General features: G+C 69.5%; 16 protein-coding genes. 10 read left to right on the top strand and 6 right to left on the bottom strand.

Annotated elements, in window-relative coordinates:
* Window positions 1-18: 18 nt before the first annotated feature.
* From pstB to QCD68_RS06830, 6 genes are all read right to left on the bottom strand, one after another.
* On the bottom strand, window positions 19-798 hold the full coding sequence (gene pstB, locus QCD68_RS06855) for a phosphate ABC transporter ATP-binding protein PstB (protein WP_111073831.1): 780 nt from the start codon (window positions 796-798) through the stop codon (window positions 19-21).
* Window positions 799-853: 55 nt separating this feature from the next.
* Window positions 854-1,933, bottom strand: coding sequence for a phosphate ABC transporter permease PstA (gene pstA / locus QCD68_RS06850; RefSeq protein ID WP_111073830.1), 1,080 nt, complete (start codon window positions 1,931-1,933; stop codon window positions 854-856).
* 19 nt (window positions 1,934-1,952) lie between these two features.
* Window positions 1,953-2,903 (bottom strand): phosphate ABC transporter permease subunit PstC, encoded by a 951-nt coding sequence (pstC, locus tag QCD68_RS06845; protein ID WP_111073829.1) that lies wholly within the window; start codon window positions 2,901-2,903, stop codon window positions 1,953-1,955.
* 186 nt (window positions 2,904-3,089) lie between these two features.
* Window positions 3,090-4,208, bottom strand: coding sequence for a phosphate ABC transporter substrate-binding protein PstS (locus tag QCD68_RS06840; RefSeq protein WP_301222489.1), 1,119 nt, complete (start codon window positions 4,206-4,208; stop codon window positions 3,090-3,092).
* A 304-nt stretch (window positions 4,209-4,512) separates the two neighbouring features.
* Complete coding sequence (locus QCD68_RS06835; RefSeq protein WP_221851235.1) at window positions 4,513-5,460, bottom strand: NUDIX hydrolase; 948 nt, start codon at window positions 5,458-5,460, stop codon at window positions 4,513-4,515.
* Window positions 5,457-7,622: an RNA degradosome polyphosphate kinase gene (locus tag QCD68_RS06830; RefSeq protein WP_111073826.1), complete on the bottom strand. Its 2,166-nt coding sequence runs from the start codon at window positions 7,620-7,622 to the stop codon at window positions 5,457-5,459. The genes QCD68_RS06835 and QCD68_RS06830 overlap by 4 nt, the downstream gene beginning before the upstream one ends.
* Before the next feature lie 228 nt (window positions 7,623-7,850).
* Between QCD68_RS06830 and QCD68_RS06825 the strand changes: the two genes are divergently transcribed.
* The 10 genes from QCD68_RS06825 to QCD68_RS06780 all read left to right on the top strand — a co-directional run bounded on the left by QCD68_RS06825 (window position 7,851) and on the right by QCD68_RS06780 (window position 24,585).
* Window positions 7,851-13,226, top strand: coding sequence for a DUF6531 domain-containing protein (locus QCD68_RS06825; RefSeq protein WP_301222488.1), 5,376 nt, complete (start codon window positions 7,851-7,853; stop codon window positions 13,224-13,226).
* A gap of 45 nt (window positions 13,227-13,271) precedes the next feature.
* The gene (locus QCD68_RS06820; protein ID WP_301222487.1) at window positions 13,272-13,673 is read left to right on the top strand and encodes a hypothetical protein; all 402 of its coding nucleotides are present in this window, start codon (window positions 13,272-13,274) and stop codon (window positions 13,671-13,673) included.
* Between the two features lie 4 nt (window positions 13,674-13,677).
* On the top strand, window positions 13,678-14,112 hold the full coding sequence (locus QCD68_RS06815) for a hypothetical protein (protein ID WP_301222486.1): 435 nt from the start codon (window positions 13,678-13,680) through the stop codon (window positions 14,110-14,112).
* A gap of 59 nt (window positions 14,113-14,171) precedes the next feature.
* Window positions 14,172-14,669: a hypothetical protein gene (locus tag QCD68_RS06810; protein ID WP_301222485.1), complete on the top strand. Its 498-nt coding sequence runs from the start codon at window positions 14,172-14,174 to the stop codon at window positions 14,667-14,669.
* Window positions 14,653-15,027 (top strand): hypothetical protein, encoded by a 375-nt coding sequence (locus tag QCD68_RS06805; RefSeq protein ID WP_301222484.1) that lies wholly within the window; start codon window positions 14,653-14,655, stop codon window positions 15,025-15,027. The genes QCD68_RS06810 and QCD68_RS06805 overlap by 17 nt, the downstream gene beginning before the upstream one ends.
* A gap of 8 nt (window positions 15,028-15,035) precedes the next feature.
* Window positions 15,036-15,449, top strand: coding sequence for a hypothetical protein (locus QCD68_RS06800; protein WP_290156189.1), 414 nt, complete (start codon window positions 15,036-15,038; stop codon window positions 15,447-15,449).
* Window positions 15,450-15,479: 30 nt separating this feature from the next.
* Entirely contained in the window at window positions 15,480-15,929 is a 450-nt protein-coding gene (locus QCD68_RS06795; protein WP_301222483.1) for a hypothetical protein, read from the top strand.
* A gap of 176 nt (window positions 15,930-16,105) precedes the next feature.
* The gene (locus QCD68_RS06790) at window positions 16,106-18,919 is read left to right on the top strand and encodes a hypothetical protein (protein WP_301222482.1); all 2,814 of its coding nucleotides are present in this window, start codon (window positions 16,106-16,108) and stop codon (window positions 18,917-18,919) included.
* Window positions 18,916-20,274, top strand: coding sequence for a hypothetical protein (locus tag QCD68_RS06785; RefSeq protein WP_301222481.1), 1,359 nt, complete (start codon window positions 18,916-18,918; stop codon window positions 20,272-20,274). Before QCD68_RS06790 ends, QCD68_RS06785 begins: the two co-directional genes overlap by 4 nt.
* A gap of 48 nt (window positions 20,275-20,322) precedes the next feature.
* A complete protein-coding gene (locus tag QCD68_RS06780; protein WP_301222480.1) occupies window positions 20,323-24,585 on the top strand; it encodes an FtsK/SpoIIIE domain-containing protein in 4,263 nt (1,420 codons plus the stop codon).
* Window positions 24,586-24,737 lie beyond the last annotated feature (152 nt).

Genomic DNA, 24,737 nt, shown 5'->3' with positions numbered 1-24,737 from the left:
AGACGGCCGTGGCGTCGATCACCCGAAGCGACCCGAGACGTAGTCCTCGGTCGACTTGACGGACGGGTTCGAGAAGATCGTCGCGGTGTCGTCGTACTCGATGAGGTGGCCCGGCTGGCCCGTGCCCGCGATGTTGAAGAACGCGGTCTTGTCACTGACGCGCGAGGCCTGCTGCATGTTGTGGGTCACGATGACGATCGTGAACTCCTTCTTCAGCTCCTCGATGAGGTCCTCGATGGCGAGCGTCGAGATCGGGTCGAGTGCGGAGCACGGCTCGTCCATGAGCAGCACGTCCGGCTGGACCGCGATCGCACGGGCGATGCAGAGACGCTGCTGCTGACCACCGGAGAGGCCCATGCCGGGCTTCTCGAGACGGTCCTTGACCTCGTTCCACAGGTTCGCGCCCTGCAGCGACCGCTCGACGATGTCGTCGGCCTCGGAGCGCGAGACGCGCTTGTTGTTGAGCTTCACACCGGCCAGCACGTTGTCCTTGATGGACATCGTCGGGAACGGGTTCGGACGCTGGAAGACCATGCCGACCTGGCGGCGGACGATCACCGGGTCGACGCCCGGGGCGTACAGGTCGTCGCCGTCGATCTTGACGGACCCCTCGACGTAGGCGCCGGGGATGACCTCGTGCATGCGGTTCAGCGTGCGGAGGAACGTCGACTTGCCGCAGCCGGACGGACCGATGAAGGCGGTGACGGTGCGGGGCTCGATCGTCATGTCGACGCCCTCGACCGCCTTGAACTTCGAGTAGAAGACGTTGAGGCCGTCGACCTCGATGCGCTTGGACACGTGGATCCTTCTGGGTTGGGTGGTCGTCGGGTTGCTGTCGCGCTGGCGGGGGAGGCTAGCGGGGGAGCTTGGGCGCGAAGAGACGGGTGATGAAGCGAGCCAGCAGGTTGAGCAGCATCACGATGAGGATGAGGAGCAGCGCCGCGGTCCAGGCCCGGTCGACGAACGGCACCGGGTTGGCGCCCTGCTGCGAGTACTGCGTGTACGCGAACACCGGCAGCGTCATCATCGGGTCCTTGAACAGGTCGTAGTTCATGCTCGACGTGAACCCGGCGGTGACCAGCAGCGGAGCGGTCTCACCGATGACACGGGCGATCGAGAGCATGACACCCGTCGTGATGCCGGCGAGGCTCGTGGGCAGGACGACCTTGACGATCGTCAGCCACTTCGGCACCCCCAGGGCGTACGAGGCCTCGCGGAGCTCCATCGGCACGATCTTCAGGACCTCTTCGGTGGAGCGCACGACGATCGGGATCATCAGCACCGCGAGGGCGACCGAACCGACCAGACCGAAGCGGGCACCCGGGCCGAGGAACAGCGCGAACAGCGAGTAGGCGAACAGACCGGCGACGATCGAGGGGATGCCGGTCATCACGTCCACGAAGAAGGTGATGCCCCGGGCGAGGATGCCGGTGCCGTACTCGACCAGGTAGATCGAGGTGAGCAGACCGATCGGGACGCTGATGAGCGCCGCGAACAGGGTGATCTCGAGCGTGCCGATCAGCGCGTGCACCGCGCCGCCGCCCTCGGAGATGACCCCGCGCATCGAGTACGAGAAGAACTGCGCGTCGAAGCGTGCCAGGCCGTCGGCCAGGACCGTCCAGAGGAGCGACACCAGCGGCAGGACCGCGATCACGAAGGCGGTGATGACCAGCGACGTGATCAGCCGGTCGACCGCCTTGCGACCACCCTCGACGATGCGGGAGACCACGACGATGAGGACGTCGAACAGGACCGTGCCGAGGAACACCGCGGCGACGACGTTGAAGTCCTTCGTGGCGCCGCCCGCGTTGAGCAGGGCGAAGACCAGGGCGAGGGCGACCCAGCTGCCGAGGAGCAGCAGCCACGGGACGGACTTGTGGAGCTTGCCGTTGGCGAAGACGTTGCCGGTGGGCTGACGGAGTGCGAGGGACATCGGGGTGCGACCTTTCCCGTCAGGACACTCGCTTGCGGACGATGTACCGCGCGAGCATGTTGATGACCAGGGTGATGACGAAGAGGATCAGGCCGGACGCGATGAGCGCGTTCAGGGCCGTCCCGGAGGCCTCGGCGAACTGCAGGGCGATGTTCGCCGCGATGGTCGACGGGTTCAGCGGGGTGAGGAGCTGGAAGGTGATGTTCGTCGACACGGACAGCACCAGCGCGATCGCCATCGTCTCGCCGAGCGCACGACCGAGGCCGAGCATGATCGCCGACACGATGCCGGACTTCGCGAACGGCAGGACCGACATCCGGATCATCTCCCAGCGCGTCGCGCCGAGGGCCAGGGCCGCTTCCTCGTTGAGGGTCGGCGCCTGCAGGAAGATCTCGCGCATGACCGCGGTCATGATCGGGATGGCCATCACCGCGAGGACGATGGACGCGGTGAGGATCGTGCGACCCGTGCCGGACAGCGGACCGGAGAACAGCGGGATCCAGCCGAAGTGCTCGTTGAGGAACGCGTAGAGCGGCTTCACCAAACGGGCCAGGACGACGATGCCCCAGAGGCCGTAGACGACCGACGGCACCGCGGCCAGCAGGTCGATGACGTAGCCCAGGACGGGTGCCAGACGACGCGGTGCGTAGTGCGAGATGAAGAGCGCGATGCCGATCGCGAGCGGGACCGCCATGATCAGCGCGAGGAACGCGGACCAGACCGTGCCGAAGACCAGCGGGCCGACGTACGTCCAGAAGTTCGCAGCGCTGTTCGGCAGGGTGCCCGCTTCGGCGTTGAAGGCCGGGATGCTCTGCCAGACGAGGAACGCCGCGACGAGGACGAGGACGAAGAGGATCAGGCTGCCGGCTGCGACGGAGGCGGCGGAGAACACCCGGTCGCCGATGCGGACGACGGCCTTCGGCTTGGACGGGGTGGCGATGTCCTGGTCTCGGACCGGTGCGGTCGTCATGGGGCTCCTGTCGGAGGATCGCGCCGGGTGAGCGCGAGGGGTTCGGGGGAGAGGTGGAGCGTCAGGGCCGTGACCGGTGCGGGAGGCCGCCGGTTCCGGCAGCTCGCTCCGGCGACTCGCGTCACGACGGGCGAGAGCCCGGACGCCGGTCAGGTGGGTGGGACCGGCGTCCGGGCGCTTGCGGACTTACTTGATGGACTTGACCGCCGCGGCGGCCTTCTCGCCCAGGTCGGACGACAGGGCGGCCGACTTGGCCTCCGTCGCCGCGGCCTTCTGCGCGTCCGCCGAGACGACGTACCCGAGGTACGCCTTCACGAGGTCGGCCTTGGCGCTGTCCTTGTACTCCTGGCACGCGATGGCGTAGGAGACGAGCACCAGCGGCCAGGCATTCTCGGCCGTGTCCTTACGGTCGATCTGGATGGCGAGGTCGTTGGTCTCGCGACCGGACGCGACGTCGGAGTCGGCGACGACCTTCGCAGCACCCTCGGCCGAGATCTCGGTGGCCTTGTCGCCGACCATGAGCTTGGCCTTGTCGAGGTCACCGGCGCCCGAGTCGTCGATGTAGGTGATGGCGTTCGAGGCGCCCTGCATGGCCGAGGCCACACCGGAGGTCTTCGCCGCCGCGTCACCGACCTGGAACGGGAAGGTCTGGCTCGGCTCCTTGCCCCAGGCGTCGCCCGCGTTCTCCGACAGGTACTCGGAGAAGTTCTCGGTCGTGCCGGAGTCGTCGGAACGGTGCACGACGGTGATGTCGGCATCCGGCAGCTTCACGCCGTCGTTGAGCGACGCGATCTCCGAGTCGTTCCACTTCTTGATCTTGCCGGAGAAGATGCCCGCGATGGACTTGGCGTCCAGCGTGAGGTCCGAGACGCCGTCGACCTTGTAGGCGATCGCGATCGGGGAGATGTAGACCGGGATGTCGATGGCCTTCGAGTCCGCGGCGCACGCGGCGAACGTGCCGCCGAGCTCGTCCTCGGACAGGGCCGCGTCGGAGCCGGCGAAGTCCGCGGCACCCGAGATGAAGTTCTTGCGGCCAGCGCCCGAACCGTCGGGCGAGTAGTTCACGGTGACGCCGGAGGCCTGACCCTGGAAGCCGGAGGCCCAGGTCGCCTCGGCGGTCTGCTGTGCGGAGGAGCCGGAGCCGGTGAGCGTGCCGGAGAGCTTCGAGTAGTCGACACCCGAGGAGGCGGCGGGCGACGACGAGTTGCCGCCGTTGCCAGCATCCTCGTTCGCCGCGCAGGAGGAGAGCACGACGGCGCCGGCGATCGCGATTGCCGCGATCGAGCCGATTCGCTTGATGTTCACAGGGGTCCCTTCGGGAATGTAAGTGCAGTGGGACCGCTGTGTGGTCCCCGGGCCGGTGCTGACCCGGGAGTGACTGTAGGGACGAGAGGTGACCGGGATGACGCTCCCCGGTGAACGGGAGGTGAACGCGACGTTCACTCGGTGCGGGTCGCCGGACACCGGGGAGGGCGCAGGAGCAGGATCGGGGCACGCTGCCCACTGGGCGGGGCTGCGCCGCGGTGTTGCGTCGTGGTGTCGCTCCGGCGCTGCTGTGCCGCGCTGTTGCGCTGCGCTGTTGCGCTGCCGGTGTTGCTGTGGCGCGGCGTCAGACGCTGACGGAGTTGCGGTGCGTCTCGACGGCCACGAGTTTGCGCCCGGCGATGTGCATCACCGCGAACTCTCCGACCGAGAGCATGGCGGCACGCCGCAGGTCGAACGCCGTCGTGTCGTCGGCGGTGTCGGTGGCGATCCGCGCGACGATGTCGGGCAGGACCGGACCGTGCGAGCAGAGCACCGCGGTCTTCGCCTTGTCGAGGCGCTTCCGCACGACGCCCTTGACGTCTGCGGTCCCCCGCTCGTGGGCGTCCTGGGAGATGTCCGGGGTGTCTGACACCCCGACCTTCGTCCGCGCCGACAGGGGTTCCACGGTCGCCAGGCACCGGGCCGCGGTGCTGCTGACGATCTTCTTCGGGCCGAACGCCGCGACCGGGGCAGCGGCTGCCTTCGCCTGGGCGCGACCGAGGGGCAGGAGGGGCCGGGTGGCGTCGGGACCGTCCCAGTCCGAGCCGGGGACGGTCTTCGCGTGCCGGAGGGCGATCAGGGCGAACGTGTCGTGTTCGTTCGCGGCGGCACGTTCGGCGAACCGGTCGAGGATCGCGACGTCCCGTTCGTAGGTCAGACGTGCTCGGGCGTCGTCGATCGACACCCACTCGACGGCGGCGACCTCGTCGTTCGGGCGGAACGCTCCCGCGCGCTCGGCCTCTTTCCGGGACACCCGGGCAGACCAGTAGTGCACGACCTTGTCGCGACCGCTCGGCAGCACGTACTCGGCCAGACCGAGGGGGGCGCCGAGGTGCACGCGGTACCCGGTCTCCTCGTCGATCTCACGGACGGCGGCCTCGGGGATGCTCTCGCCAGGGTCCACCTTGCCCTTGGGGAACGAGACGTCCTTGTGGTGCTCGCGGTGGATCAGGAGGACGAGCGGTTCGCCGTCCTGGTCACGCCACACCACGGCGCCGGCCGCGAGGACCGGGCCCGACTGCCCACCGCTCACCGAGTGGAACGCTTCCGTGCCGAGATGGTCCGCATGAGGACATTCTGCACGTCAGCGAGCGGGCGTCCGTCGTCGTCGGTCGAGTGGCGGCTCCACTCGCCGTCGGACTCGAGGTGCCACGAGCTGGTCGTCTCGGCCATCGCCAGGTCGAACATCTCCTGCACCTCGGTGATGTGCGCCGGAGTGGTGAGGCGGACGAGGGCCTCGACGCGGCGGTCGAGGTTGCGGTGCATCATGTCGGCGCTGCCGATGAAGACCGCGGGGTCGCCGTCGTTGTGGAACGCGAACGTCCGGGAGTGCTCGAGGTACCGCCCGACCACACTGCGGACCCGGATCGTCTCGCTCACGCCTTCGAGCCCCGGCTTCAGCGAGCAGATGCCGCGGACCCAGATGTCGACCGGCACCCCGGCCTGGCTCGCCAGGTACAGGGCGTCGATGATCTGTTCGTCGACCATCGAGTTGACCTTGATGCGGATGCCCGAGGGCTTGCCGGCGCGGGCGTTCTCCGCTTCCGTCTGGATGCGCTTCACCAGGCCCTTGCGGAGGTGCAGCGGCGCGACCAGGAGGCGCTTGAACTTCTTCTCGATCGCGTACCCGGACAGCTCGTTGAACAGACGGGTCAGGTCCTTGCCGACCGTGTCGTCCGAGGTGAACAGCCCCATGTCCTCGTAGATGCGCGAGGTCTTCGGGTTGTAGTTGCCCGTACCGATGTGGCTGTAGTGCTTGAGCGTGCCACCCTCTTGCCGGATGACGAGCACCAGCTTCGAGTGCGTCTTCAGCCCGACCAGGCCGTAGACGACGTGCACGCCGGCCTTCTCGAGCTTGCGCGCCCACGTGATGTTGTTCTGCTCGTCGAAGCGCGCCTTGATCTCGACGAGGGCCAGGACCTGCTTGCCCGCCGCGGCCGCGTCGATCAGCGCTTCCACGATGGGGGAGTCGCCGGAGGTGCGGTACAGCGTCTGCTTGATCGCCAGCACGTTCGGGTCGGCGGCGGCCTGCTCGAGGAACGCCTGCACACTCGTCGCGAAGGACTCGTACGGGTGGTGGACCAGGACGTCACGAGCGGCGATCGCGCGGAACAGGTCGGGCTTCGTGTTCGGCTCGCCCGGCTGGAACTGCACCGGGGTCGTCGGTACGTGACGCGGGTAGTGCAGGTCCGGGCGGGGCAGCTTCGCCAGTTCGAACAGTCCGCCGAGGTCGAGCGGCGACGGCAGGCGGTAGACCTCCTGCTCGGTGATGTCGAGTTCGCGGACCAGCAGGTCGAGGGTCACCGGGTCCATGTCCTCCGTGATCTCGAGCCGGATCGGCGGTCCGAACCGGCGGCGGAGCAGTTCGCGCTCCAGCGCCTGGATGAGGTTCTCGGCCTCGTCCTCTTCGATCTCGACGTCTTCGTTGCGGGTGATGCGGAACACGTGGTGCTCCAGCACCTCCATCCCCGGGAACAGGTCGGGGAGGTGGTTCGCGATCAGGTCCTCGAGCGGGATGAAGCGCAGGCGGCCGGAGTTGTCGTCCGGCAGCTTGATGAAGCGCGGGTAGTTCTGCGGCACCTTGAGGCGCGCGAACTCTTGGCGCTGGGACTTCGGGTTCCGCACCCGGACAGCCAGGTTCAGCGACAGACCGGAGATGTACGGGAACGGGTGCGCCGGGTCGACCGCCAGGGGCATGAGCACCGGGAAGATCTGCTCCGAGAAGTACTCGCGCATCCGCAGACGGTCGTCTTCACCGAGGTCGGACCAGTGCTCGACGTGGATGCCGGCGGCGTCGAGGTCGGGCTTCAGCGACCCGATGAACGCCTTGGCGTGGCGTTCCTGCAGCTCGTGCGCCTTCATCGCGATGTCGCGCAGGACGTCGCTGGGCGCACGGCCGACGTTGGTCGGGACGGCGATGCCGGTGTCGATGCGGCGCTTCAGGCCGGCGACGCGGACCATGAAGAACTCGTCGAGGTTCGAGGCGAAGATCGCCAGGAAGTTCGCGCGCTCGAGCAGCGGCTGCGTCCGGTCCTCTCCGAGCTCGAGCACGCGCTGGTTGAAACGGAGCCAGCTCAGTTCGCGGTCGAAGTAGCGGTCGGAGGGCAGCGACTCGTGCTCGATCTCCACGACCTCGTCGAAGTCGTCGAGGTCGTTCGCGACGGAGTCGCCGTCGAGCTGCGGTTCGGTGTCCATGGCGACATCCTGCCACCAGCGCCCTGCACCGGGGGCTGCCCGGGTAGCGCCTGTGGAGACAGCGGGTGAACGGGCGGTGCTGTGGAGGACGGTGCGGGTGTCCACAGGCAGCGCCGAGCGGGTGGACGAATCGGTATCTTGGTCGAGGTCACGGCCTCCAGGGGGATCCGCTGCGGGGGCTCGTCGACCATCACGACCAGCACCATCTCTCCGGGGGGACGAACCAGCATGGCTGACCAGCTGCACGCCAACACCGATCCGATCGAGTTCGACGACGCCACCGCTGATGCGCTCGGCAGTGCAATGCGCGACGCAGCCAGTGCGATCAACGGGCAGGTCGGCAGCCGTCAGTCGTACGTGTCGACGGCATCGCAGGAGTTCCGCGGCCACTTCTCGGACCTGTTCACCGAGGACGCGAGCATCGCGAAGAGCGACGGCTCCACCATCTCGGACATGATGCGCACCGTGGCGGGCTGGGTCGACAAGATGAAAGCGGCCGCCGCGGAAGAGCGCGAACGCCGCCGCAAGGCGCGCGAGTGGCAGGAACAGCAGGCCGACCGCAACGGCTTCGAGAAGTGGTGGGACGACACCTTCGGCACCGGGAACCCGCCCGACATCGAGAACAAGCCCGCGCCTCCCTTCGGTCCGGCCGACGTCCAACCGAAGCCACGGCAGACGCCGTCGCCGGGCGCCGGAGGCGGGGGAGCCGGCACGTCGTCGGCCAAGCCCGAGGACCTCCGGTCGTTCGCCACCGGTTCGACGACACTGAACACCGAGTTGTCGGGCAGGCCCGCGCTGCTCCGCGGCAAGCTGGCTGACTTCGCATCCCAGTGCTCGTGGGGCACGATCAACGCTGACGGGCTGGTCGCCGGGTTCGAACGGTGGCTCGCCGCCAACGACCAGGACGTCGCGTGGGCGACGACCATCGCCGATGCCTTCGCCGCCGCCGGGGGCGAGGGCTCGGTCTCCACGGTCTCGGACGCCGCGCTCGGGGCAGCGCTCCAGGCAGCGGGAGTGTCCGCCAAGCGGACCGACCTGCAGATCGATCCGCCCACGGCGTACGGCGCACAGCCGACGACGGGGTACTCGATGGACCCGGTGAACACGACGACCGGCAACTTCCTCGAGCCGGAGCTCGACCTCGCACACGACGGTGCGTCCGCATCGCTCCGGTTCACGCGCATGTACAACTCCCTCGACCGGCGGGCCGGGCTCTTCGGGCCCGGTTGGGCGTCCGTCCTCGACACCCGGCTGCTCCTCGACGACGAGGGGGCGTCCTTCGTCGGCGCCGACGGCCGGCTCATCCGCTTCCCCCGCGCTGGCAGCGGATGGGCACGTGGCGTCGGCGAGGACCGGTGGCTCGCCGCAGAGGACGATCTGCTGGTCGTGCGGGACAACGAGGGCGGCCGCATCGACTTCACGCCGGCCGGACTCTGGCTCGGTGAGAGCGCCGGACCGGGCACCGCCGTCCATGTGGAACGGGACGCCGACGATGCCGTCCTGCGGCTGCGACACGAACGCGGACGCTCCATGGACGTCGAGTACGTCGACGGCCGTGTGGCCCTGCTGCGTGCCTCCGACGGACGCCGGGTCGAGTACGGGTACGACGCCCGGGGACGACTGCTGTCGGCGACCACGGTGCTCGGGACGAGGACGTACGGCTGGGACGACGACGACCTCGTCGTGACGGTCACGAGTGCGGACGGCGTGCTCGAGGTCGACAACACCTACGACGCGCACCGTCGCGTCGTCCAGCAGATCAGCCCCCACGGTCGACGGGTCCGCTTCGCCTACCTGCCCGGTCGGGTCACGGTGGTGTCCGACCACGACGGCACGCGGTCGAACAGCTGGATCGCCGACCCGAAGGGACGCCTGGTCGGGGTCATCGACTCCGACGACCGTCGGCAGTCGATGAGCTACGACCCGCACGGCAACCTCGTGTCCGCGACGGAACGCGACGGTTCGGTCACCGTGCACGCCTACGACGGGCGGGGTCGACGCATCCGGACGGTGACGCCGACCGGCGGCGACCTGACCTACGGGTACGACGACGCCGACCGGGTCACCACGGTCGTCACCGAGAGCGGCAGCGTCGTCACGTACGAGTACGACGGCGACGAGCGCGACCCGGCCGTCGTCACCGACCCGATGGGTGGCCGCACCGAACTGCGCTGGCAGCACGGCCTGCTCGTCCGCGTCGTCGACCCCACGGGCGTCACCCTCGACCTCGGCCACGACGCAGCCGGTGAGCTCGTCGCGGTCACCAACGCGGTCGGTGACACCGCACGGATCGAGCGGGACGACGCCGGCCGCGCCGTCGCCTCGGTCAGCCCGACCGGTGCCCGCACCGAGTACCGCCACGACGCGGCAGGGCAGGTCATCGCCCGCCGGGACCCCGACGGTGCGACCTGGACGGCTGAGTACACCGTCGGCGGGCGCGTCAGCGCCGTCACCGACCCGACCGGAGCGCGGACCGCCCTCGCCTGGGGCGCCGACGGCGAACTCGCCGCCACGACCGATGCACTCGGTCGGACGACGCGCCGGACGTACGACGACCAGGGCAACCCGCTGCAGGTCACCCTGCCGAGCGGCGCGTCCTGGACCTTCGCGCACGACGCCTTGTCGCGCCTCCAGTCCGTCGTCGACCCGACCGGCGCCGTCTGGCGGCGGGAGTACGGGGTCAACGGCGACCTGCGCGCGGTGACCGATCCCACCGGCGTCCGGCGTGAGTTCTCCGACGACCCGGCGACCGGCATCGCCACCCTCGCGGATGCGTTCGCGACGACGACCGTCCGTTCGGACGAGTTCGGGCGCCCCGTCGAGGTCACCTCCGACGAGACCGGATCCGAGCTCGTCACGTACGACGCCTGTGGTCGGCCGGTCGAGCTGGTCGACGGCGAGGGCGGGCTCACCCGCCTCGAGCGGGACCTGGCTGGTCGGATCATCGCGATCGTCACACCGAGCGGTCAGCGGACCACCTACGAGTACGACGCCTGCGGTCGTCCGGCGGCTGCCGTCGACGCTCTCGGGAACCGCACGACGGTCACCTACGACGCCGAGTCGCGCGTCATCGCGCGGACCCTGCCCACGGGCGACGTCGAGCGCACCGAGTACGACGTCGTCGGGCGCGTGGTCGCGCGCACCACGCCGGGCGAGGGCACCTCCCGCTGGCGCTGGGACACGGCCGGGAGGCTCGTCTCCGTCCACGACACCCGTCACGGCCGACGTCGGTTCCGCTACGACGCCGCCGGTCAGCTCGTCGAGGCCGAGAACGGCCTGGGCGGGGTCACGACCTACACGTACGACGCCGACGGGCACCTGGTCGGCTCGACCGACCCGCTCGGCGGGGTCACCCGGTACGCGTACGACCGGTCCGGCCGGTTGACCGGGATCACCGACCCGCTCGGCCGGAGCACGACCGCGCGGTACGACGCCGCCGGCCGCCGGACCGAGCAGACCGACCCGGACGGCCACGTGCTCCGGTGGACGTACGACGCGGCGGGGCGTGAGGAGCAGCTCTCGGTCGACGGAACGGTCGTCGCGGACACGGCGTACGACACCGCTCGCCGAGCGGTCGTCGTCACTGACCACACCCGCGGCCCCGGGCTCGACACCGAGCACGAACTCTGCTTCGACCGACGCGGTCTGCTCGTCCGGCGCAGCCGCGGTGGCCGGGCGACGTCGTGGCAGTACGACGCCGACGGACGCCGCACGGCGCGCACGGACCCCGACGGGCGACGCACGAGGTGGCGCCGGGATGTCCTGGGTCGGATCGTCGCCGTGGAGCGCGACGGCCTCACCCCCGCCGTCTTCACCCCGGACGCGCTGGGCCGCATCGTCCAGGCGTCGACCGGTGACGTCATCCAGTCATGGTCGTACGAGCGCGGGTCGCTCGTGGAGCACACCGTGACCACGCCGAACGGCAGCACGACGACCCGGATCGAACGCGACGAGGACGACCGCATCAGCGCGATCGCCGGATCCGACGGCCGCGTCGTCTACGGTCACGACGCCGCGGCGCAACTCGTCAGTGCCCTCGACGACAGCGCCCTCGACGACAGCAGCTCTGGACGCACCTGGCAGTACGACGCGGGCGGGCGTCTCGTCGCCGAGACCGTCGACGGCGCCGGACAACGGCACGAGTACGACGCTGCCGGGCAGCTGCTCGTCACCACCACGGCAGACGGTTCCCGGACCGAGTACGTCCACGACGGGCTGGGGCGGCGCGTCCGACGGACTGCTCCCGACGGGTCCACCACCGAGTACGCGTGGTCGGACCTCGGCTTCCTGGCCGGCGTCGTCGAGCGAGACGCGTCCTACGGTGAGACCGGCCGGATCGAGGTCTGGACCGACGCCCTGGGCGAGGTCGCCGAGGCGGGCGGGGCCGAGGTCTGGTGGGACACCGCCGCGGGTGTGCCGTCCCTGACCTCCGTCGGGGCGACGCCTGTCCTGGAGCTGCCAGGCGGCATCGTCGCCCTCGACGGCGACTGGACGGCATCGGGGTGGCGCGGAGAACGGGCCACCGACGCGGCCGATCCGTGGGCGCTCCTGGCGTCGACGGTCGGGGCTGCCGGCCGACCGGAGCTGCCGGCGGGCATCGGGCTGACCCCGGGTGGGAGCCTGAGCATCGGCGGCATGGAGTGGCTCGGGGCCCGGGTGTACGACCCGGTGGCCAAGGGGTTCCTGTCGACGGACCCGCTGGCGCCGATCGTCGGCGCGGGCTGGGCGGGGAACCCGTACTCCTACGCGGGGAACGACCCGCTGCACGCGATCGACCCGCTGGGGCTGCGGCCGGCGACGGACAAGGACCTGCAGGCGTACCGGGATGCGCACCAGGGGGCGATCGGGACGCTCAAGTCCATCGCAGATGACCATTCCGATTTCATCGCTGGAGTTGCAGTCGCATTTGGCGTTGGGTTGACCGTCGCGACGATGTTCACACCGCTTGGGCCGCTCGCCCTCATCGCTGGGGGTGCCCTTCTGAGTGGAGGGGTGTCCGCTTGGCAGCAGAAGCGGAACGACGGGAAGGTCGACTGGGGGAAGGTGGGCGTGGCTGCTCTCATCGGTGGAGTGACTGGAGCGTTGGGAGGTGGACTTGCCGGCGCACTGAAGCAATTTGCACCCAAGGTCGAGGCGTTCATCGGGCCGCAAGTGGCTCGGGCGGCGTCTCCGGTCCTGCGGAAGGTAGCGGTCCGAGCGATGGGAGGGACAGGGCGGGCAGCGGTTGCGACAGGAGTGCAGGGATCGGCCGCAAATGGTTTGGGTTACTTGCTCGACACGACTAATGACAACAAGAACGTAGCAGGACTGGGACAAGCCTTGGGAGTCGGATTTGCCACTGGAGCAGTCGCGAGTACCGCTTCTACAGTCGTGAGTCCGATGATCCGCCAGCTGCCGGCGGTGAACGTGCTGCCTGGTCTCCCGACGGTTGCATCAACTTTGACCGACCATGTTTTGAGCGGTGCTAGGGCAGTCGTGAACCAGGGCTTCAAGCCGAACGAAAATGGAGGGAGCTTTGACCATGCTGCGACCACCTTCGCGGGCGGTTTCATCTCGGGTACCAAGGGGCCGCGCGGATCGATGCATGCCATTCCCCGAGGATGAGTTGAAGTTATGAGTCACAGCCTTGCCCGCGGTGATGGGCCCCGGATGTCGAAGCGCAAAGCCACCATCGTCACTTCTCTCTGGCTACTCTCCGTTGCCGTCATCCTTTCAATGTTCGTGTTCGGTCCGATCACACTCAGGGCGTATGACCGTTCGCATCCGAAGATGCTCACTTGTGAGGTGTTTTCGGCTGAAGCGACGTCGGTGTCAGTTTCATCGACGAACCTGTCGAGTACGACCATTCCCCAGGTCGACGTCACGACCAGGAACTGCGGCGTTCTGACGATCCAGCGTGGAATAACTGACGAGAACCGCGATCGTGTCGCCGCTTCGCTGAAGCCAGGCGACTGGGAATTCGTCGTCGGAGCAGGGTCTTTTGATCTGCGTGGGATGCTCGGGTTTCTTCGGGTGCGACCAGAGGTCGTGAGTTACCGAATTGCAGGGTGACCGTGTGATCGGTGGCAGCGAACGAAAGTATTCGAGGTCGGTGCAGTGGGTGGCGTCGCTGCTCGTATTGGCGCTCTTCGCGATCGTGCTGTTCTTGTTTCTGATCGGGCCCGAGATTCTCACCAGGTACGACAAGGCGCACATAACGACGATCAGTTGCAAGGTGACGGCCGCCTACGCTGGCTCGGCTTCAACTCGGTCGCTGAAGGGGCGAGGTACATCGTTGCCCCAGGTGGAGTACCGGTCGCCGGATTGCGGCAACCTCGTGTTGAGCCGAGGGCTCACTGCTGAGGTAGCGGAGAAAAGAGCTGCTGAGGTCGTCCGAGGTGAGCGTTATGACTTTCAGATCGGTGAAGGTTCCGCACGCCTCCGCGGGTTGTTCCAAGCTGTTGGCGTGGCTCCCGACGTCACCGCCGTGCGTGCCGACGGCGGGAACTGAACCGATCTGATACCCGCACGAACGCCACAGGCACGTCAGACGATCGCGAGGGGAGAGACATGAACGAGACAGTTGCAAAAACGCTCGGTGGTCATCCGCGCGGGCGCCGTCGAATCCTTTTCGATCGCTTCGTGGCCGTGATCATGCTGTTCGCCCTCATTGTGCTCCCGGTCAGCTTCTTCGTGGGTGGACCCGCTCTGCTGAAGTCCTACGATGCTGCGCACTTGATCAAGTTGCGATGCACCATTCGGTCATCGGAGATGAACAAGACATCGTCCCGTTCCACGGGTGGGATCGGCACATCCGGCGCCGAAGTGCTGCTTGACACCAGCTGTGGAAGGTTCGTCTACGTTGACGGGGTCACTCTCACGAATGGTGACCAGGTCGCGGATCGCTTCCGGAGTGGGTCTGTTCAGACCTTTTCAGTGGGCAAGGGTTCCATCGCGATTCGTGGTCTGCTCGAGTTCTTCCGCCTGAGGGCGATGGTGAGGACCGTGGGGCCATCGAAGTCCGATGCCAGTCCAAAACAGGAGGTGCTCGATGAAGTCGACAACTGATCGAGGTACGGCTCAGCAACCGATCGCCCTGGTGGTCTCCGTCGCAGGGGTGATCATGGGAGTCCTCTTCCCCGTCGTCTCTGTCGGAGACCGAGTTGCGGGGGTTCTGCCCATCGCTCTCATCGGCACCGCTGCTGGGCTGTTGATCATCGGCGGAGTCTTCTGTCTCTGCCCGGCGAGCGTCGGGTCGCCGGTGCTCGTGATACTGATGCTCGCCGTGATCTTCACCAGTCGTCAGATCGGTGGGACATGGCTGACCCTCTTCCCGAGTTTCATCGCGAGCGCCTTCGGAAGCGCGGTGCTCGGCGGTCACTTGCGGTTCCTCCGCTTGCGAGCTGCGCGAGATCGGCGATCATGATGCCTGGCGTGAAGCGCAAGATGTCGAAGTCCACGGCATGGGTGTTGTTCGTGCTGTGGGCCTTCGTCATCGTCTTCGTGAGTTCGTTCTTCCTCGCCGGGCCCACGGTGCTCCGGTCCTACGACGACGCACACCGCCTGCAGTTGGTATGCGTGGTCTCTTCCGCGAAAGCGAGCACCGGATCTTCGCGCTCGGCGAAGGGCGTCGGCGCATCGACACCGCAGGTCGTCATCGAGTCACGCGAGTGTGGCAAGTTCGTCCTGCGTGAGGGAGTCACGAAGGACAACAGCCGTGACGTCGCATCGAGCTTCAAGAGCGGAACCAGGTACGACCTCGAGGTCGGCGACGGATCCTTGACGCTGCGGAGTCTGCTGCGAGTGTTCGGCGCATCTCCGGAACTGCTCGGGTACCGACCCGCATGATCTGTCGAAGGTCATCATGGAAGGTGCGGCATGACTGAGCGCGTCGTGAGTACCGCAGCCGGATCTGACGCGGAGCCCGAACGACGACGAGGCGGAGTCCTCGTCGTCGTGATCCTGGTCGCGATGGCTCTGGTCACGGTGCTGGTCCTCGGCGGATCGTACGCGTTGCATGCCTACGACCGGTCCCACGTGATCTCCGTCGCGTGCACCGTCACAGCCGCCGAGGGAGACGTCGGATCGAGCTCCTCGGGCAAGGGGATCGGATCGTCGTTCGACCAGGTCGAGATCTCGACCAAGGAGTGCGGACCGCTCGTGCTCCGGCGAGGGGTCACGGCTGAGAACAAGGACGCAATCGCTGCTCGGCTCGAAGCAGGAGGACGGACCCGTTTCGAGATCGGCGCAGCTTCGATCCGTTTCCGCGAAGTCCTCGTCGGTGTGCGTGAGCGAGTGGTCGTCTTCGGGTTCCGCGAGCAACCCTGATCCAGGGTGCCTCCCATCCGGGACGCGTTGGCAACGGTGAGGGACCCGGGAGCGTCGTCGGTTACCCGACGTGGCCCGAACGGGGGAGTCCCGAGCCTGTGGAGAACGGAACCCGGGCGGTACGTTGCCCGGCTAAGATCGAGACGCTTGTCGGTTCTTGAGGGGGACGGTCGTCAATGTCGTTGCGCATGCTGCATCCAGGGGTACGAACGAGGAACGGCCGCGCGCTCGCCGTGGTCGCGGTGGCGGGTGCTGCTGCGCTGGTGCTCTCGGGGTGCACCTCGTCGGACCAGACGGTCGAGAAGCCGTCGCGCGTGCTGCAGACGGTCGACACGAAGCTCGGGGCGGACGGGTCGATCACCGCGATCTCCGACACCGCGATCTCGGTCGGCAAGGACGGCTCGTCGTCGTCGGTCACCGAGCACGACACCGCGAAGGCCGCCACCGACCTGCCGCTCCGCGTGACGACCCAGTACACGACCGCCAAGAAGAGCGGTACCGACCTCGCGGACCTGGCGGGCTACTCCGGACGGGTCGAGATCGACCTGACCGTCGAGAACCTGACCGTGCGGTCCCGCAACCTCACGTACGACGTGGCGGGCGCCTCCCGGACGACGCCGGCTCTCGTCGGCGCTCCCTTCAGCATCGCGGCGTCGACCGTCCTGCCCGGCACGAAGCCGAGCAAGATCGTCACCGACACGTCCGACGACGCCACCGCGACGGACGGTGTCGTGAGCGCCAACGGCGACGGCGACGCGGTCGTGCAGTGGGGACGGCTGCTCGCTCCGCCGACGTCGGGCGCCAGCACGACCCTGCACCTCGTCGCGAACGTCGACGACTTCGCAGCACCGTCGTTCGACATGGCCGCGCAGCCGGGCATCTCGACGGACCTCTCCTCGACCGGCGTGGTGAACGCGGCCTTCGGGTCCGACACCGACTCCGAGCTGGCACTGCAGCGGCGGACGATCGACCTCATCTCCCAGGTCAACGAGGTCCTGGCGCGCGCCGGCAGCACGATCACCGAGGTCCGATCGAACCTCGAGACGACCTCCGCGACCCTCGGTGTCCGGACGGCCGAGCGGCTCAAGGAGAGCAGCTCGTCGTTGGCCAGCACGATGAAGTCGCTGTCGGGGCAGCTCGGCTCGCTCAAGGGCGACCTCGGGTCCACGGTGAGCGGCACCCAGTCCACGGTCCTGCAGCAGCTGCAGGAGACCACCGGCAGCCTCGACGCGCTCCTCGGTGACACATCTGCGACCGCGCCGACCCCGGCGATCGACGGCAACGGCTGCGCGGCGGAACCGCGGCAGGCGACCGGTGGCGCCAGCGTCTACGGCAACCTGCTGCGCGTGTCCGCTCAGCTCGCCGGGTACGCGGATGCGAGCGAGGCCTGCAAGCAGCAGGTCAGCGCGCAGCTGGCGTCGTCGGTCGGGCCGGAGAAGCCGGACGCGACGAACTGTGCGGTGCCGGCGAACAAGTCGTCGCTGACGTGTGCGCTCTTCGCATCCTCGACGACGATCACGCAGGCGCTCACCGGTCTCGTCGCCACGGGTGACTCCCTGGCCGAGAGCCTCCGCCCGCAGCTCGCAGACGACGCGATCGCCAGCTACGGCAAGCTCGACGGGCAGCTGGCGGGGATCGACCAGATCCTCGCAGAGCTCTCGCAGAACTCGGGTGAAGGGGCCGACGGCACCCGTGTCGCGCTGCAGACCCTCCAGGACCGGATCGCGGCGGCACGGAGTGGTGTCCAGCCGATCACCGATCGCCTCCGAGCGGTCCACAGTCAGGCAGACGGTGCTCGTGACGTCATCGGGAGCGTCGGTGACTCCGGGCTCTCCCGTTCGATGCAGGCGCAGAACGCCGCACTCGCGCAGCGGATCTGCCAGATGATCGCTCCCTCCGAGTCCGACGACGGCGGCGTCCTGCCGACGTTGCCGACGCTCCCGGGCCTGACGGAGCAGCAGGCGGACGAACTCCGCTCGTACCTGACCACGACGCCGTGTGTCGACGAGGGCGACGGACGAAAGCTCACGCCGCCGGCGCTCTACGGCCAGACGATGGAGCAGCGACTCGCCGACCAGACGACCCGCTGGGACAACGTGCTCCTCCTGACCGACGTCGACGACCAGACGACGCCGATCGGCCGCGCAGTGAACTCCCTCAACGAGACGCTCGAGCAGGTCGACGACGCCCGCGTCGCGGTCCAGAACAGTTTCAACTCCGGACAGGGGACCGTCACCGGAGCCCTGCAGCGCCTCAAGGACGCGTCTGCAGCGGCCAACACCGCGGGCGACGACGTCAAGCTCAAGCTGGACAACCTGAAGGCCGACCAGGACGCGCTCGCACAGAAGGTCAAGGACGCCTTCGCTGACGCAGACGCCGAGACCTCGAAGAAGATCGACGCCCTCATCGACCAGCAGGTCCGCGACGTCTCAGCGCAGGCCACCACGAGCAACGCGGCCGTCATCAAGGCGTTCGACCAGTCCGTCGCCGGCCTCCGCTCCACCTCGAAGGACGTGACGGCCGGCGCGAAGGGCACGATCGACGGCCAGAAGGGCAAGCTCGAGCGCGAGAACACCGCCCTGGCGAGTGCGCTCGACGCCCAGACGAAGCAGAGCCTCGCCCAGATCGACGCGAGCACCACGGCCTCCACCCGTGACGTCGAGGGCGCGAGCACGCTCCTCACCGGCGACCTCAACCGCGTGATGCTCGACCTCGGCGACCGGAAGGTCAACGGGTCCGGCATCCTCGGCGCGATGGCGACGAGCGCGGCGAAGTCCGACTCCGCCGACTACCAGCTGGCCCTGGCCTCGCAGAACGCTGCCGGGTACGCCAACGTCCGAGCCGAGGACGTGGCCGGCATCCTGCTGCAGCAGGAGCAGTTCCGCGCCTCGCTCGACGCCGCAACCGCCCTGCCCGCGTTCCGGATGGACGTGCCGAAGGGCGCGACCTCCACCACGCTGTACGCCTTCAGCATCGGAGCCGCACGATGACGCACCAGGCCGCCGAGGACACGCAGGACGCCCGCGGCCCGCGGCAGCCCCTCGTCATCGTGGCCCTGGCGGTGCTCGTCATCGCGGTGGTCCTGGCCGTCGTGGTCTTCGTGATCGACCGGAACACCCCGGCGGCCGAAGCCGTGCCGGCGACGATCCCGGTGCCGATCCGGGTCGCCCACGTGCCCGACGGCACGAAGATCGGCGTCGTCGTGACGCTCGGCGACGGCGAGGGGTCCGAGTGGGACGAAGCCGCGCAGGGCGCCCTGGTGGCGGCGAAGCGCCTGACCCTCGGTGGGACCGACGTCGAACTCGTCACCCGCAACGACGGTGGCAGTGCGAGCGGGGCGAAGCGTGCCGTCCAGCAGCTCGTCGACAGCGGCGTGGCCGGGATCGTCGTCGCCTCGTCCGGCGCGCACGTCTCGGGCGCGCTCGACGCGGCGTCCGATGCCGGCGTCCCCGTGGTGCTCCCGTACGCGGAGGGCGGTGACGGGTCCTGGTCGACCGCGCCGTCCCGGAGCTCGGTGAGCGCAGCGATGCAGCGCGCGATCCGCGGCGCCGACTCCCCGCTCCTCGTGGACCTGGGTGGCGGCGCACCGTCCGGCATCCGGTTCGCCCACGTGATGGACGCCGCCGACTCGGCCGACGACGCTGCGCTCGCGACGACCGTGGCCGAGCGGACCGGTGCCACCCCGACGACCGCGACGTCGAACGCCACCGCCGCACCGACGGACTCCGAGACCACGAAGCCCGACTCCGACGCGGTCGTGGTGAGCGGTCCCGCCGCACGGCAGGGGGCGTTCGTCGCTGCCCTCCAGTCCGCCGACGTCACCGTCCCGGTCGTGCTCACCCCGGACGCGACGAGCCCGGCGTTCGGCACCGCCCTCGCCGGTGCGAACGGCAGTCTGTCGGGCACCTTCGTCTCGACCGGGGTCGCGACGGACGACGCACGCGCCCTGACGTCGGATGCGCAGGGCCGCTCGATGTCCGCGTTCCTCGGCGGGGTCCGGGTCTTGGCCGACGACGCGGACGCGCAGAACCTCACCGCCGACCAGCCGTTCAGCGCGGTCGCGTGGGCCGCTGACTCGCGCAGTCACGACGCGGTCGTCGCGCTCGTCCGCGCCGTCGGTGCTGCCCGCAGTGTCGAGCCGTCGAAGGTGGCGGACTCGCTGTCGACGTTGCGTCTCGGCTCGTCCGACGGCATCGCCGGTCCGGCGCTGGACTTCCGGCAGCAGCAGGCCCTCCGCACCGATGCGACCGTGCTCGCGGCCTCCTCGCAGACGCTCGGGCTGCGCCCGGCGACGACCGAGCAGACCGCGTCGCTCGTCTGGTTCCAGGACTCGACGGCTCGCTGACCTCCGGCAGACCAGTACCCACCACCCCACGGACGAGGAGGAGCGCGCATGCGTCTGCTGATCGAGCTCGACGACCGACGTGAAGCGGTGGAGGTCGACGGCTGGGCGAACGCCAGCTGCCTCGGCGAACTGATCGAGTCGGCGATCGGCCTCGCGCTGGAGCCCGGCACGACCCTCGCGGTCGACGGGCACCGGACGAGCGTCGACACGCCCCTCCGTGACCTGGTCCTGCTCGAGGGCTCACGCATCGCCCGCACGCCCGAGGAACGCCCGCAGCTCGTGGACGGCTGGACGGTCACCCTGGCGGGTGGGCTCGTCACCGGTGCGGTGGTGTCCGTGCCACGGTCCCGGAGGCTCGTGGTCGGCCGCGCCCCGCAGGCGGACCTGGTCCTGCCCACCGAGAGCGCCTCGTGGGAGCACTGCACGATCGAGCGGGAGGACGACGGTGTCCGGATCCGCGACGCCGGTTCCACGAACGGCACGGTGGTGGCGGGGGAGCGGCTCGACGAGGACGGCGTGCTCGTCACCGTCGGCACGAGCGTCATCGTGGGCGGGGCGGTCCTGCTCGTCCGCCCGGACCTGCACGAGACACCGGTGCCCGCGCCGGGCTCCCTGCCGAACCTGACCCCGGCGGCGACGGCTCCCTTCAACCGTCCGCCCCGTCCCGGCCGCAACACGGCGGTCGAGCCGGTGTCCCCGCCGACGAAGCGCGACGTGCCGCCGGCGTCGAAGTTCAGCTGGATCACCGTCGCCGCTCCGCTGGTCCTCGCCGGCGCGATGGTGCTCCTGCTCGGCGACGCCCGGTTCGCGCTCTTCGCCCTCCTCAGCCCGGTCACGGCGATCGGCATGTGGTTCGAGCAGAAGCACCGCCGGGCCAAGAACCTCAAGGAAGAGGACGACCGCTTCGCCGGGGCGGTCGAGGAGTTCAGCGGCGAGATCACCGCGGCCGCCGCCATCGAGGCCGCTCGACGGCAGGAACTCGTGCCCGATCCGGCGAGTGTCGTCCGTCGCGCGCTCCTGCCGTCCACGACGCTGTGGCAGCGTCGTGCCGACGACGTCGACTTCCTCAGCCTGCACGCCGGCACCGGCGACGCACCGTGGCGGCCGGAACTGGACTCGCGAGCGACGCAGACGAAGCTCGAGGACGATGCGAAGGCCGCGATCGAGTCGAGCAAGCTCACCGCCGCGCCCGTCGTCGCCGACCTGAGCGACGCCGGTGTGGTCGGCATCGTCGGCGACCGCGAGGGTGCGCTCGCACTGGCCCGCAGCCTCCTGGTCCAGGCGACCGTGCACTGCGGACCCGCCGACCTGACCGTCGGTGTGTTCTGTGACCGGGGCCGCGAGGACGACTGGTCCTGGGCCTCCTGGCTGCCGCACGCCCGCGTGGCGGGCAGCAGCACCGGCCAGCGGTGGATGTCGGCGCAGCGTGACCAGGGCGCCGCGGTCCTCCGGGGTCTCCGCGAGTCGATCGACGAACTGCCGACGCCGGAGCTGCTCGTCCTCATCGACTCCGAGGTCCTCACCGAGGGCCGTGACGCCCCGGCCCGCAGCCTGCTCGGTCACGGTCGCAGCGCGCTCGGCCAGGTGCGCCGTCCGGGCGAACGTCCGCGCCGGGTGAGCGGCATCGTCATCGCGACGAACGAGCAGCAGCTCCCCGCGGCCTGCACCACGATCATCACGGTCGGCGCGGACGCCGCGGCCACCGTCTACCGTCCGGAGGACCGGACCCGCGTCGAGGACGTCGTGCTCGCCGGGCTGTCGCCCGAGGCCGCCGAGCTCTGCGCTCGCCACGTCGCCCACTTCGACGACCCGGAACTCCTGGTGCCCGGGGCGTCGCTGCCGGCCCTCGTCCGCCTGCCCGACCTGCTGGCGAACGCGGCCAGTGCGAGCGAACCGTCCGGTGCCGCCGCCATCCGAGCCGCCTGGGAGGCCCGCACCGGCTTCTCGACGCCGATCGGCTCGTCGGAGAGCGGCGTCCTCGAGATCGACCTGGTCCGTGACGGCCCGCACGGCCTGGTCGGTGGCACGACGGGCTCCGGCAAGAGCGAGTTCCTGCGGTCCTTCGTCGCCGGGCTCGCCGCCCGCAACGACCCGACGCGCCTCAACTTCCTGCTCGTGGACTTCAAGGGCGGCGCCGCGTTCGCCGCCTGTGAGCGTCTGCCGCACACGATCGGCACGATCAGCAACCTCGACGAGCAGCTCGCCGACCGCGCGATCCGTGCCCTCGAGGCCGAGCTCGGTCGTCGGCAACGCGTCTTCGCCGCCGCGGGTGCGGACATCGACAACCTCGACGCGTACCTGGCGACGAAGCCAGCGGAGCCGATGCCGCGTCTGCTGTTCGTCGTGGACGAGTTCGCGATGCTGGCGAAGGACTTCCCGGACGTCCTCACCTCGCTCGTGGCGATCGCTGCCGTCGGTCGTACCCTCGGCGTCCACATGCTCCTCGCGACCCAGCGGCCGGCCGGTGTGGTGAGCGAGGACATCCTCGCCAACACGAACATGCGCGTCGCCCTTCGGGTGCAGAGCCGTGAGGACTCCACGAACGTCATCGGCGTCCCCTCCGCCGCGGGCATCGGCCGCCAGCAGACCGGTCGCGCCTACGTGAAGCTCGGGCAGGACGACATCACGCCCGTCCAGACCGCGCTGGTCACCGGCCGTGCCCGCGACCTCCGCGCCGAGCAGCCGGTCACCGTCCGCCCGACCGACGTCTTCGGTGTGCCGGCGCCGATCGCCTTCAGCGCTCCGGCCGCTTCGGACCTCACCGACCTCGACGTGCTCATCGACGCCATCTCGGCCGCCAACGACGAGGCCGGGTACGCCCCGCCCCGCCCGATCTGGCCGGAGGCCCTGGGCACCTCCGTCCCGCTCGACACCCTGGTCCCCGCCGACGGCCAGACACGCGGACCGAGCACGGTCCCGGTCGCCCTCGCCGACGACCCGGACAACCAGCGCCAGGTCACGACCGGGTGGGACCGCAACGAGGGCAACCTCATGCTCATGGGCATCCCCGGCAGCGGCACGAGCACGGCGTTGGCGTCGATCGCCCTGCAGCTCGCGCGGACCACGAGCCCCGAGGACCTCGACCTCCTGGTGCTCGACATGGGTGCCGGCGACCTGGCCCCGCTCGCCGACCTGCCGCACACCAGCGCCTACGTCGGGTCCGGAGCCGGTGCCGGTGAGCTGCAGGCCCGCATGCTCCGCTACCTCCGGACCGAGCTCGACCGTCGCCGTTCCGCCCCGGGTGGTCGCCGCGCGGTCGTCCTGCTCGACGGTCTCGCCGCGCTCCGGGACGAGTACCAGGACTTCGAGGGGCAGCAACTCCTCGACGCCCTGTACCGCGTGTACGCCGAGGGCCCGGCGCTCGGCATCTCCTTCGCGGTGTCGACGACCCGCGCGAAGGCCGTCCCATCCGCGATGGACGAGGTCACCACCCAGAAGTGGCTCTTCCGCCTCGCCGACCCGTACGACTACGCGACGATCGGCGTCCGCCCGAAGGACGTCCCGCCGCCGGTCCCGGGCCGCTTCATCGACTCGATCAGCAAGCTGCAGTCACACGTCGGCACCCCGAGCGGCAGCCTGACCGAGGCCGTCCGTGCCGTCGCCGAGCAGTGGCCCGGCACCACGCCGAAGGCCAGCGCGGTCGGCCGTCTCCCCGGAGCCGTCTCCGTCGCCGACCTCGGTGTACCGGCCCGCTTCGACACCGAACCGTGGCACATGCCGGTCGGCATCGCCGAGGACGACCTCGGTACCGCCGTCCTCGAGGTCTACGACGGCGAACACGTCCTGGTGGCCGGTCCGGCGCGCTCCGGCAAGTCGTCCGTGCTCCTCGCCTTGGCCGAGTCGGCGCGGAACGCCGACGGCGTCCGACCGGCCGTCTGGGCCATCTGCGACCGACGCTCCCCGCTGGCCTCCGGCTCGTTCGACCGCGTCGCCGTCGGCGCAGACGAGGTCCCGGCGCTCCTGGCCGGCCTCCGCCTCGAGCGCGGTCCGGTGCTGTTGCTCATCGACGACGCCGAGCGGTTCGACGACGCCGACCAGAGCATTGCGTCGGTGCTGTCGACCGAACGCCCGGGCCTCTGCGTCGTGGCGTCCGGTCGGTCCGCCGACCTCCGCTCGATGTACAGCCACTGGACGCGCGCGGTCCGGAAGTCCCGGTGCGGCGTGCTCCTGCAACCGGACGTCGACTACGACGGCGAGCTCCTCGGCGTGACCCTGCCCCGCCGCTCGCCGGTGGCGCTGACCGTCGGTCGTGGCTACGCCGCCTCGGGAGGCGCGGTCCGCCTCGTGCAGACCGCCTCCGCCGCCAGCTGACCTGCTGACGCGTCGTCCCCGGTCGACGCGGCTTCGTCCGGTCCTCGGAAGCGACGGACCTGCGCCGACGGCCTGCGCCGATCGGCCGCTTCCGCGTTGCAGACGGGCGGACGGGCGGACCGCCGGACGGGAGGCGCGCGGCGGCCCCGCCA

It is taken from the genome of Curtobacterium sp. PsM8 (assembly GCF_030433875.1).
In the GTDB taxonomy this organism is placed as follows: domain Bacteria; phylum Actinomycetota; class Actinomycetes; order Actinomycetales; family Microbacteriaceae; genus Curtobacterium.
The sequence above is the reverse complement of the archived record's forward strand: the minus strand, read 5'-3'. Positions and strand labels throughout refer to the sequence as shown.